The 11,701-nt window shown below is 68.0% G+C and carries 11 protein-coding genes and 1 tRNA gene; 2 read left to right on the forward strand and 10 right to left on the reverse strand.

Translation table 11 applies throughout. From position 1 onward, the window contains the following. The first annotated feature begins 251 nt into the window (after positions 1–251). The gene (locus Q333_RS0102270; RefSeq protein ID WP_029415131.1) at positions 252–1,916 is read left to right on the forward strand and encodes an amidohydrolase; all 1,665 of its coding nucleotides are present in this window, start codon (positions 252–254) and stop codon (positions 1,914–1,916) included. Positions 1,917–1,973: 57 nt separating this feature from the next. Here the strand turns inward: Q333_RS0102270 and Q333_RS0102275 are convergent, their stop codons facing one another. Continuing rightward, entirely contained in the window at positions 1,974–4,625 is a 2,652-nt protein-coding gene (locus Q333_RS0102275; protein WP_029415132.1) for a TonB-dependent receptor domain-containing protein, read from the reverse strand. 81 nt (positions 4,626–4,706) lie between these two features. After that, positions 4,707–6,215 carry a hypothetical protein gene (locus Q333_RS0102280; RefSeq protein ID WP_029415133.1) on the reverse strand — a complete coding sequence of 503 codons (1,509 nt, stop codon included), beginning with the start codon at positions 6,213–6,215 and terminating at the stop codon, positions 4,707–4,709. Positions 6,216–6,508: 293 nt separating this feature from the next. On the opposite strand from Q333_RS0102280, the gene Q333_RS0102285 reads away from it, so the two are divergent. Continuing rightward, a tRNA-Gly gene (locus Q333_RS0102285) sits at positions 6,509–6,582 on the forward strand. Between the two features lie 81 nt (positions 6,583–6,663). On the opposite strand, the gene Q333_RS0102290 is transcribed toward Q333_RS0102285, so the two are convergent. From Q333_RS0102290 to Q333_RS0102330, 8 genes are all read right to left on the reverse strand, one after another. After that, complete coding sequence (locus tag Q333_RS0102290; RefSeq protein ID WP_029415134.1) at positions 6,664–6,864, reverse strand: hypothetical protein; 201 nt, start codon at positions 6,862–6,864, stop codon at positions 6,664–6,666. Beyond that, positions 6,861–7,823: a TraB/GumN family protein gene (locus tag Q333_RS0102295; protein ID WP_029415135.1), complete on the reverse strand. Its 963-nt coding sequence runs from the start codon at positions 7,821–7,823 to the stop codon at positions 6,861–6,863. The genes Q333_RS0102290 and Q333_RS0102295 overlap by 4 nt, the downstream gene beginning before the upstream one ends. Before the next feature lie 58 nt (positions 7,824–7,881). Continuing rightward, positions 7,882–8,469 carry a hypothetical protein gene (locus tag Q333_RS0102300; protein WP_029415136.1) on the reverse strand — a complete coding sequence of 196 codons (588 nt, stop codon included), beginning with the start codon at positions 8,467–8,469 and terminating at the stop codon, positions 7,882–7,884. 2 nt (positions 8,470–8,471) lie between these two features. Continuing rightward, positions 8,472–8,669, reverse strand: coding sequence for a helix-turn-helix transcriptional regulator (locus Q333_RS0102305; protein WP_029415137.1), 198 nt, complete (start codon positions 8,667–8,669; stop codon positions 8,472–8,474). 9 nt (positions 8,670–8,678) lie between these two features. Continuing rightward, positions 8,679–9,089: a hypothetical protein gene (locus Q333_RS0102310; RefSeq protein ID WP_157072340.1), complete on the reverse strand. Its 411-nt coding sequence runs from the start codon at positions 9,087–9,089 to the stop codon at positions 8,679–8,681. Between the two features lie 88 nt (positions 9,090–9,177). Further along, the gene (locus tag Q333_RS0102315) at positions 9,178–10,425 is read right to left on the reverse strand and encodes a DNA recombination protein RmuC (RefSeq protein WP_029415139.1); all 1,248 of its coding nucleotides are present in this window, start codon (positions 10,423–10,425) and stop codon (positions 9,178–9,180) included. A gap of 245 nt (positions 10,426–10,670) precedes the next feature. Beyond that, positions 10,671–11,273, reverse strand: coding sequence for a recombination mediator RecR (gene recR / locus Q333_RS0102325; RefSeq protein ID WP_029415140.1), 603 nt, complete (start codon positions 11,271–11,273; stop codon positions 10,671–10,673). 7 nt (positions 11,274–11,280) lie between these two features. After that, entirely contained in the window at positions 11,281–11,610 is a 330-nt protein-coding gene (locus tag Q333_RS0102330; protein ID WP_029415141.1) for a YbaB/EbfC family nucleoid-associated protein, read from the reverse strand. Positions 11,611–11,701: the final 91 nt, after the last annotated feature.

The raw sequence follows: 11,701 nt of genomic DNA on the forward strand, positions 1-11,701 counted from the left end.
CGGTCAGTCGGCTTCGAGCGACGCGGGGCCGTCCGCTTCCGGTCAGACCAGCCGCGCGGAGCGAAAGACGCGAAGCCGAAACCAAACATCACACGGTAACCGGGCCTCGCGCCCAAGCTCCGCCCGCCCTTCCCACCCGTTCACAGCGGAAGAGCGATGACGCGTGACCGGCGCCGCGCCAGCGTCGCCTTGACGTTCGCACCAGGAGGGCCGCAACTCCGCCTTCGTTCTTCGCCGCTTCCGGACCGCCCATGACCCGCGCCCTTCTCGCCGTCGCCTTCGCCACGACCGCCCTGCCCGCATCGGCACAGGATCTGCTGATCCGCGGCGGGACGATCCACACTGGCGTGGACGGCGCCGCCCCCGCCGAGGTCGTCATCGCGCGGGACGGCCGCATCGCCTACGTCGGTCCGGCCGCTGGCGCGCCGTCCACGGAAGGCCTGGAGATCGTCGAACTGAACGGCGCGACCCTGTTTCCCGGCTTCACCGACGGCCACGCCCACCTCGACGGCATCGGCTGGCGCGAGCTGACGCTGAACCTGGAAGGCTCCGCCTCCGTCGTTGACGCCATGAGCCGCCTGACCGCCTGGGCCCAGGCCAACCCCGAGGGCGTCATCATCGGACGCGGCTGGATCGAGACGCGCTGGCCCGAAAGCGCCAATGGAGCCCGCTTCCTGACCGCCTCCGATCTGGACGCCGCCGCGCCAGGCCGCATTGTCCTTCTGCAACGCGCCGACGGCCACGCGACCGTCGCCTCTACCGCCGCGATGACACGGCTCGGCATCACGGGTGAAACCCAAGCCCCATTCGGCGGCGAAATCCTCAAGGGCTCCGATGGCCAGCCCACCGGCCTGTTCGTCGACGCCGCCGAGCAGCTGCTGGCCCCGCTGATGCCCCAGGCCGATCCGGACGCGACGCGCGCCGCCTATCGAGCGGGCTTTCAGGTCGAGGCCCGCTACGGCTGGACCGGTCTGCATTCCATGAGCGTCCCCTGGCGCGACGTGCCCCTGATCGAAGCCATGGCCGAGGCCGGCGAGGCCCCCCTGCGCGTATACAACAGCGTCACCCCTGACGGCGTCGCCGAGCTATTCCGGAGCGGTCCCCGCTCGGTGGCCGACGGCCGCGTCATCACCCGCGCGGTCAAGTTCTACGCGGACGGGGCGCTCGGCTCGCGCGGCGCGGCGCTGCACGCCCCCTACTCCGACGCGCCCGAGACCTCGGGCCTGATGCAGGTCGTGCGCGAGCAGCAGGTGCCGCTCTACGAACAGGCGCTGCGCTCCGGCATCCAGCTGGCCACCCACGCCATCGGCGACCGGGGCAACACCGAGGTGGCCGAATGGTACGCCGAGGCGCTCGGCAATGTGCCACCCTCTGAACGCCCGAACGGCGCGGACGTGCGCTGGCGCATCGAGCACGCCCAGATCCTGCGGCCACAGGACTATCGCTGGTTCCACGAACTGCCGATCCTGGCCTCCATGCAGCCCAGCCACGCCATCGGGGACTTCCACTTCGCGCCCGCACGTCTTGGCGACGCTCGTCTCGACGGTGCCTATGCCTGGAAGAGCCTGGTGGATCGTGGCGTCATCGTCGTCGGCGGCTCCGACGCTCCGGTCGAACGCGGCGATCCCCTGATCGAATTCTACGCCGCCGTCGCGCGCCGCGATCTCGAAGGCTTCCAGGGTCCGGACTGGCGCCCGCAGGAGGCGGTCGACCGGGCGACGGCCTTGAAGATGTTCACCCTCTGGCCCGCCTACGCCTCGTTCCGCGAGGACGAGCTGGGCACCATCGAAGTCGGCAAGCGCGCCGATTTCACGGCGTTCAACATCGACCTGATGACCGTGCCCGAGGCCGACATCCCGCGCGGCCGTGCCGTCCTGACAGTCGTCGACGGCGAGGTGATGTACCGGGCGGACTGAACGAATACGGCCGCTCCGTTTCCGGAGCGGCCGCCAGTCAGAGGAGGACTTTAGAACTTAGAACCGGGCGGTCAGACTGACCGAGGCGCTCGAACCCAGATCGTAGTTGTTGATCCGGATCTTATTGCCGAGTTCCTGGTACTCGTCGAACTCGGTGCCGAGCAGGTTGCGCAGCTCGAGCGCGAAGCCCAGGTCGCGGCCCATCGCCGTGAAGTCCTTGCGGTAGACGAAGTCCAGGAACACGCCGGGCTCCTGGATGTAGTCCGGTTCGCGGCTGCCGCTCACGCCCGCGCCGCGCGCGGTGATGCGCTCGGACACATAGTTGACGATCAAGGTCGCCTGCGACCGGGCGGCGTCGTCCTCCCAGCCGAACTGGGCGTTGACGACGTGCTCGGACTGACCCTGCATGCGGCTGCCGTCCTGGATGAAGAAGGCCGCGCTCTCCGCCACGCCCGCGCCGCCGAGCGTGAAGACCCGGTCACCCGCGACCACCTGAACCTCGGAGTCCGAGTAGGTGTAGTTGGCCTGAACCAGCCACCGCTTGTTGGCGATGAAGCTCATGCCATTGTCGGGGAACTCGAAGTACTTCTTGGCTTCGAACTCGGCGCCGATGATCGTGGCTTGGGGCGCGTTCAGGAACGACTGCTGACGCTGGTTGCCGACGTCGACGATGATCGACTCGACCGGGTTTTCCAGGTCCTTGTAGAAGATGCCGGCGGTGATGAACTGCTGGCGGGCGAAGTACCACTCCCAGCGGGCGTCCAGGTTCAGGATCTCGGTGTCGATCAGGAACGGGTTGCCGATGAAGGTCCGGTCCGAATCGGGGTCGGTGTAGGACTGGGGCGCCAGTTCGCGGAACTGGGGCCGGCCGATGGTCTGCGACGCCGCGAGACGCAGCTGCATGTCCTCGGCGAAGTTCCAGGTCACCGTAGCGGCCGGAAGCCAGTACTGCTCCTCGATGCCGGTGTCCTGGAAGGGCGCGGCGCCGCCGAACAGGTCGCGCGGCGAGACCGACTGCTCGCCGTCCTCGTAGCGGACGCCGACGGTCAGGTTGACCAGCGGGATGATCTCCGCCTCGACCTGGCCGTAGATCGCGTTGACCGTCAGCTCGGCGTCATAGGCCGCCGCGCCGTTCGATCCGGTGATCTCCTCGATCTGCAGGGTCGTGCCGTTGATGTTGAAGTCCGAGAACAGGAAGTCGACGCGCGATTCCCGCTGATCCTCGGTCAGGCCGCCCGGCGAGATGAAGCGCAGGTCGCGACGCTCCGAATCGCGGGTGTTGTCGAAGTGGGCCAGGCCCAGGCTGAACACCGCCTCGCGGAAGTCCGAGAGCTCCAGCGTGTAGCGGAAGTCCGCCCCGGCCGAAAACACGTCGTCCTGCAGCTCGCTGAAGGAGATCAGGTTGCGGTTGATGTCGTGGACGTACTGGCCGCCGGCGTTGAAGCCGTAGCCGAAGCGGGTCTCGTAGGGCGCATCGCGCGAGGTGGTGGCGTAGGACGCCCGCCAGTCGATCTCGAAGGCGCCGTCGGCGAAGTCATGCTCGCCGGCCAGCTGGGTCGTGAACAGCTGACGGACGAAGTATTCGGTGAAGTCGTCACGGATGACCGAGCCGCCGGCGTCGAAGTCCGGGCCTTCCTGGCTGCGGGCTTCCTTGGAGGTGTTGCGGACGTAGAAATTGGTCCACGTCACCTCGTGGTCCAGGCCCGACAGCGACAGGGCGCCCAGGAAGTTCAGCTGGACGTCGGTCTGGGTCGAGGCGAAAGCCTTGGACGTCGACACGACCAGGTTCGAGCCCGAGAACTGGCCCTCTTCCTGGAAGCCCTGACGGGTGTGGCTGCTGTAATCGTACCCGGCGACGGCGAGGACGCCGAGGGTGCCGATCGGGGTCTCGTGCGAGAAACCACCCGAGGCCTCCAGGCTGCCGTCGATCGGGATTTCCTCGCGCTGGAGCAGACGCAGCGGCGCGTTCTCGAGCGACTGACCAATCTGGCGCAGCTGGGTCGCCGTATAGTTCGGACCGGTCTGGATGCGATTGCCGGAAGCGAAGGCCAGAGCCAGCGGGCCCGGGACGTCGCGGGTACCATCGTCGAAGCCGAGGAAATCGGTGCGGCTGCCGTAGTAGATCAGGCCTTCCTGGGCCGTCGTCTCGGTGTCGTAGCCGATGCCGACCTTGAAGTCGAAGAAGGGGTCGTTGGGGGCGTCGACCGTGCGCAGGTCGATCACGCCGCCGCCGAACTCGCCCGGATAGTTGACCGAATAGGTCTTCTGGACCGTCACGCCTTCGAGGATGCCGGACGGGAAGAGGTCCAGCGGAACGACGCGCTGGAGCGGCTCAGGCGACGGCAGCGGCGAACCGTTCAGGAGCGCCGACGAGTAGCGTTCGCCAAGGCCGCGCACGTAGACGAACCGACCTTCGACGACCGACAGGCCGGTGACACGGGTCAGGGCTGCGGCGGCGCTGGAATCGCCCGTGCGTTGCAGGTCTTCCGCCGTCAGGAAGGCGGCGACCTCGGGGCTCTCGCGGTTCGGTTCCGGGATGTAGCGACCGAGAACGACGATCTCGTCGACCTGGGTGGCCTCGTCCTGGTCTTGAGTCTGTTCGGCCGGGGTCTGGTCGACCGGAGCGGTCTGGGCGTGGGCCAGGCCTGGCGCGATTAGCGCGCTGGTGGCCAGGAGGACCCCTGTCAGGGTCAGGGAAAGTGTCTTCATGATCTGCGCGCCTTGAAGGGGTTCAACGGAAAGCGGGAAAGGTGGCGGCGGCCCGGAAGACCGCCGCCTCGCTATCCGTCATCAGCAGGTCGTGTTGCCCGACAGGCCGCAGGTCCAGCCGGCGTACCAGTTGTCGGCCGCGTTCTGTACGGCGCCGATGTAGCTGGTGGCCGTGAAGAAGCTGTAGACCGCCGGCGCGTTGACCGGCGTCACGGCGGTTTCGTTGGCGCCGTTGATGAAGGTCAGGATGTGGTTCGTCAGGGTCGCACCGGTCGGAGCCGTCATGGTGTTGGTGCCCGCGGCCGTGTTGCCGACGCTGGGGGCCGTGGTGAACACGGCGGCCGAGCGAGTGGCGTTGTTCGGGCGGTAGGACACCGGGCAGGACATGAAGACCGAGCGGAAGTTGGCGCCCGCCGTCTGGGTGTCGGCGTCAGCGATGTCCAGGCAGCCCGCAACCGAACCGGCACCGGCGGTGAAGACGGAGTTGATGACCGTCGCGGCCGAACCCGTGTCGAAGTGGGCGACCGTGTGGGCGTCGATCGGCGAGACGCGGCCGGCCAGCGTCCAGTTGGCGATCTGCGGCCGCGAGTTGTAGCGCGAGGCCAGCGGCGTGGCGGCCGGGGCGGCCGAGAACTCGAAGCCGGCCGAGCGGCTGGTCGAGGTCGGGGCGCGCTGGGTCACGATGCCGAACTGGGCGCCACCGCGCCAGCCGGTGTCGGTGTCCAGACCGTCGTCGTCGGCGCCCGTGATGACGATGCGGCGCAGGTTGACGTTGCCGCCGAAGATTTCGATGCCGTCGTCCGACGAGTTGTGGACCTGGACGAACTCGACCGTGGTGCCCGAGCCGACGCCGCCCATGGTCAGGCCCTGCAGCTCGTTGCCCGTCGAGATCTCGAAGCCCGAGAACTTGATCTGGACGTAGCGGATACGGCCCGAGTTATCGGTCGGGGTGTTGCCGCCGTAGAAGGCCGAGGTGCCCTCGACCTGGCCGGTGCAGGTGACCGGAGCGGTCAGCTGGCAGTTGGCCTGCGGCGCGCGACCGGCGATGACGAGGCCGCCCCACTGACCTTGCGAGGTCAGGGTGGTGGTGCCTTCGATGTTCTGGCGGCTGGTGAAGATGATCGGGTTGGTCGCGGTGCCTTCGGCGAAGATCTGCGAGCCGCGGTTAACGATCAGATAGTCCGAACCGCCCGAGGCGAAGATGCGCACGCCCGGATCAATGGTCAGGACGCCCTGCTGGCCCGTGGTCGAGGCCGGGTCGATGCCGCGGTCTGTGCCGACCTGGGTGCGGCCCGAGATGGCGTAGATCGTGCCGGCGCGGTTCGTCAGGGTCAGGTTGCCGATGATGTCCGACGGCAGCTGGCAGGCGCGCAGGGTGCCGTTGGCCACGGTGCCGACGTTGGCCAGACCGGCCGGGCAGTCGGCCGCCGGGGTTCCCGGGGGCAGAGGGTTGGTGCCGCCACCGCCCGTTCCGCCGCCCGTCCCAGTTCCAAAATCGCCTTCGCCGGGCGAAGCCACCTCGGCGGAGCCGCACGCGGCCAGCGCCATCACGGCCGCACCGGCCAGCAGAACCTTGGTCAGTCGAAGCATCGGGAATCCCCTCGCGTTGAAATTTGCGGGTCGCCGCTGGCGTCCGAACGACGCAGTTCCCAGCAACCCCGCGCCGCCTTTAGGACGCGAGTGCAATGCTCCCGTGACAGAAAATCTGCAGTTTATTACATTCGTTCAGAAAACGGAGCGGTTGTCGCGACAGTGTCGGAAACAAATACTTGCGATGGATTTGAGGCAATCGATCCGAACCCGGATCATGCGTCCAAATGGCGCCGTTTCGGCGATTGCCGCTTGAGCGCTCGGGCGGTTCGGGTAGTTTGCGCGCTGGCTCCGCGGGCGTGATGTAGTGGTAGCCTGAAAGCTTCCCAAGCTTTTCGTGCGGGTTCGATTCCCGCCGCCCGCTCCAGCTCCTCCGGCCCCGTGATAAGGCGAAACGCCGCCCCGAGAGGCTCGGGACGGCGCTTGCTTCAGGTGTCGCGAGTGCGGATCAACGGCGGCGGGAGTGGCGGATCGCCGTGATCGAACCAGCCGAGGTCGCCACCGCGATGGCGGCCCAGAACAGGGCGTCGTTCCAGGCGCGCTGCCAGAGGTGAAAGCCCACGATCGCGACCCAGGTCACGGCCATGACGACGACGGCGCCCAGCGCCGCCTGATCGCCGTTTCGGGCGCCGTTCGGCCCGCCCGTCATTGCCGCGTGACCGTGACGCCACGGTCCTCCAGAATCTCCTGAACGCTGTCGTCACCCGCGAGGTGGGCGCTGCCGACGGCGATGAAGGTGGTGCCGGACCCCGCCAGCAGGGCCTGGATCTGGTCGGCCCAATTGGCGTTCCTACGGACCAGCAGGGCCTGGTAGATCTCTTCCGAGGCCGAGCGCATCTCGTCGACGCCCAGGCGCTCGATGCCCTCGACGTCCCCCGTGGCCCAGGCTTCGACCAGGGCGTCCAGTTCCGTGGTGGCGTCCTCCCAGCTCTCCAGCGTGGCGCGCAGGAAGGCGACCTGGGTGTCCTCGGACAGGGTCGCCAGAATGCGGACCTGCTCGTCGATGGTCTCGAAGCCGGTCACCGGCTTGCCGGCCGCCTCGGCGCGGGCCTTGAGGATGATCTCCACGCCGGACTGGGGATCATACCCGGCCTTGGCGAGCGGCGCGACCGACAGGGTCAGTCCCACCAGCCAGGGACGCAGCGGGTCGAGCTGGGCGGCGGTGGCGCCGATGGAGCCGGCGGCCTCGTTCAGTTCGGCGATTTCCTCGGCCGTCAGCAGGCTGGAGAGGGGACGGTCCGGCGAAACCCCATACTGGGCGATCAGGGGCTGGATGGCGGCCTGGTCGTCGGGGTTGGAGATTTCGAAGATGACGTTCTGGCTGGCGTCGAAAGCGGCGTCGACCTTGGGCGAGCCCCAGGCCGTGGTCGGGCGCAGCACATGGACGGTGCCGAACAGATAGAGGGTCGAATCCGCGTCGCGGATCACCCACAGCGCGGGCCCGTCACCCTCGGCCTGGGGCACAGAGGCGGGGGCGGCGGTCTGGGCGAAGGCGTCGGCGGGGGCCGAGGCCAGGAACGCCACGGTCAGGCCGAGGCCGAGGGCGGCGCCGGCGGCCGAGCGGCCGATCCGGGCGGCGGAGGACTTGAGCAGGGAGGCGAGTTTCATCGTTCCGATCCTTTCGGTCAGGGAGGCAGGCGTTGAAGTCAGGAGAAAGGCGGCGGCGTCAGGTGATCCCGCGTCGCGCCGAGGCGACGATGGAGGCGAGCAGATAGACGGCCATCAGGATGCCCATGAGAGCCCAGGCGCTGATGCTATCCACCATCCCGAGGCGCTCGGCGGCGGCGTAGAGGAACAGCGCCGTCTGCAGCGCCCAGAAGGCGATGGCGGAGGTCTCGGCCATGACCTGGCGCAGCATTTCGTCGGCGCGACGCCACAGCATGACGTTGGCGACCGTCTGTGTGGCCAGCAGCAGCACGATCCCGCCGAAGACCACATCGGGCGCTATGGCCGCCGGGGCGTACATGGGCAGGAGCAACATGACGCCCGCCAGCAGAAAGACGGCGATCTGCAGCACGCCGCAGCCCTTGGGGATAGTGGAGGGCCGCGTGAACAGGACGATGGCGCTCATCAGACCGATGGCGATCAGGGCGACGGCCATAGCTACCGCCAGAACGTCGGGCCACGGCGCGCCATGGTCCTTGAACAGCTGGGCCATGCCATAGCCGCAGAAGGCGCCGACGCCGGCGAGAACAACGGTCAGGCCGACCTTGGCGGCGAGCGACCGGGGACGATCTTGGATTTCCGACATCATGGTCAGGCTCCGCTGTCCGAAAAGATGGATTCGATGGGTTGTTCGAAGACGCGGGCGATCTTGAAGGCGAGAGGCAGGGAAGGGTCGTAGCGGCCGGTCTCGAGCGCATTGACGGTCTGGCGCGAGACACCGAGCGCGGCGGCCAGATCCGCCTGGCTCCAGTTGCGTTCGGCGCGAAGAACCTTGAGGCGGTTGTTCATTGGACGGGACTATCGACGCTGGAGCCACCAGAAGGCCCAGGCGATGCCGTAGCCCACGGTCTGGACACCGCCGATCAGGGCGGCGCCGGCCAGCAGCAGGTCCTTCGGCTCTCCGGTAAGCCGCTCGGGCGCGGCGTACATGAGGGTGAACAGGATCACCCCGCCGATCGCCAGGCCGAAGGTCGAGCCCCACCACCAGGCCCATTTGTGGGCCTCCTGCGCCGCCTCATCGAGCGCGCGCCACCAGCGGGCGCAGACCCAGAGGCCAGCCGCCATGGCCAGGCCCACGGACCCGGCGACGATCAGCGGTCCGACACCCGCCGTCTCGCCAAACGCCGCCGATATGCCGCCGGCGATGCCGCCCGCGATCAGGCAGACCAGAAGCAACCCGCCATAGCGGGCGACGGGATTATCCTTCACGCTCGCCTCCATCATGGTCACGACAAGCACCCATGTCTGTTTGACAAGGATGTTTTACATGACGCTCCCGTGTTGTCAAGTGAGCTTGTCAGCGCCCTACAAGATTTTCAAGAGCGGGGGTCGGCGAGGCCTCGGCGACCAGCTCGGGCCGGGTGACGGGGCGCGGGGCCTGTTCGACCGGCGCGAGGTCCGGCAGCTCCTTGCCCTCGTGATCGACGTGAAGATCTTCGAACCGTTTGGCCGATACCATGACCTGGCTCTCCAGCGAGCCGACGAACTGGTTGTACTTGCCAACCGCCTGTTCCAGCGCCCGGCCGACGCCGAACACATGACCGCCCATTGTGGCGAGGCGCTTGTAGAGTTCCTTGCCCAGCTTCGCGACCTCGTCGGCGTTCCTGGACTGCTCTTCGGCGCGCCAGCCGTAGGCAACAGCCTTGCACAGGGCGAATAGGGTGGAGGGCGTGACGATGATGACGCGCTTGGCCATGGCCTCGGTCATCAGCTCGGGCTCACGGTCCAGCGCCGCGGAGAGGAAGGCGTCGGACGGCACGAACAGGGCGACGAAATCCGGGCTGGGCTTGAACTGGTCCTGATAGGCCTTGGCGGCAAGCGCGGAGACATGGCCCTTGATGGCCTGGGCGTTGCGGGTGGCCAGCGCCGCTTCCCGTTCGGCGTCCTCGGCGTCTCCGGGTTCAGGGAACACCAGCGGTGCCTTGGCATCGATCACGAACATGCCGGCGCCGGGCAGGCGAACAAGGAAGTCGGGCCGCTTCTGGCGGCCGTCCTCGTCGGCGGCGGATGATTGCTCGATGAAATCGAACCGGCCCGCCATGCCCGCGGCCTCCAGCACGTTCCGGCAAGTCTGCTCGCCCCAGCGGCCGCGTCGCCCGGTATTGCCGCGCAGCACCTCGGTCAGGCGCCGCGCCTCGTCGCGGGTGGCCGACGACGCGATCATCAGGGCCGAGAGCTGTTCCTTCAGTGTGCCGGTCTCTTCCGCGCGAGCCTTCTCCAGGGCGGTGACCTTCTCCTCGAACTTGGACAGTGTCTCGGCCACCGGCTTGAGCTGGGCCTCCAGTCGTTCGCGCACGGCGCGGTCCTGTGCCTGGAAAGTTTCGGTGGCGCGCGTGACCATCTGATCGGCCACAGCCTGGGCCGACTGGGCGGCCTGGGCCTTGAGGAACTCGGCCATGGTGGCGCGGCTGTCTTCCAGCAGCGCCAACTTCTCTTCGGCGAGCGCGACCTGGCCCTTGGCCGCGCGCCAAGCCAGGAACGCCCAGACGAAGGCCAGGGCGAAGCCGACTGCGAGGGCGGCGAGGATGAGGGTCAGAGCGTTCATGATCCGTTCGTTAGCGGGAATCGTCGCGCGGGGCGAGCATGGCGGATGCGCAAACCGCTTCCAAACGGTTGGAGGGCTCCAACGAGTGCAAGGAGTCCAAGGAGTCCATGCAGTGCACGGAGTCCCGACCGTCCAACACTCCGACGTCTTTCAATGAAGGTGCGAGGCAGATGCTCATCGACCCAGCATAGATCGTCCCTACGTCAGAAATGGACGCACGACCCCCGGGCTCACGCGAGAGCTGGCTAGGCGGGGCGTCTCGCCCGAAGCGCCTGGACGATCGTGCCGTCGTCCAGCCAGTCGAGATCGCCGCCGACAGGGACGCCGCGCGCGAGCGAGGTGATCTCAAGACCATCGCCCGCGATGCGGTCGGCCAGATAATGCGCGGTGGTCTGGCCATCGACCGTGGCGGGGAGCGCCAGGACGACCTCGCGCACGCCCCCTCCCCTGACCCGGCCGACCAGCTCGGAGACGCGCAGCGCCTCGGGACCCACGCCGTCCAGCGCCGACAGAAGGCCGCCCAGCACATGATACTTGCCTCGAAAGGCGCCAGACCGTTCCATGGCCCACAGCGCGCCGGCCTCCTCGACGACGCAGATCAGGCCGTTGTCGCGGGCAGGATCGGAACAGATGGCGCAGGGGTCGCGGGTGTCGGGCGTGCCGCAGACCGAGCAGGAGACGACCTTCTCGGCGGTCTCGGCCAGGGCGGCGGCGAGCGGCACCAGCAATTGCTCCCGGCGTTTCAGGAGCGCCAAGGCCGCGCGGCGGGCCGAGCGGGGGCCGAGCCCCGGCAGCTTGGCCAGAAGGCCGATCAGCCGCTCGATCTCGGGTCCGGCGGAGGCGGCCATTCCCGCGTTAGAAAAGCTTGGGCATGCCGGGGATGTTGAGCCCCGCCATCGGCCCGGCGGCCTCGCGCATCAGCTCGGCGTTGACGGCGTCGAGCTTTCGCTTGGCGTCGGCGTGGGCGGCGACGATCAGATCGGCGAGGATTTCACCCTCGCCCGGAACCATCAGACTGTCGTCGATCCGGACCGAGGTGATCTCGCCGGGGCCTTTCAGCGCCACGGTCACCAGGCCGCCGCCGGAGGTGCCCTCGGCGGTGGTTTCGGCCATCTTCGCCTGGGCGTCCTGCAGCTTCTGCTGCATCGCCTGGGCCTGCTGCATCAGGGCGTTGAGATCTTTCATGGGCGGTAGATAGGCGCCCTCGCATGAGGCGTGCAAGGCGCATCGCGGATCGGAGAGAGGCACCTGGGCGTTAGGCCGCCGGAGGATCGGC

Source organism: Brevundimonas bacteroides DSM 4726 (genome assembly GCF_000701445.1).
Classification (GTDB): domain Bacteria; phylum Pseudomonadota; class Alphaproteobacteria; order Caulobacterales; family Caulobacteraceae; genus Brevundimonas; species Brevundimonas bacteroides.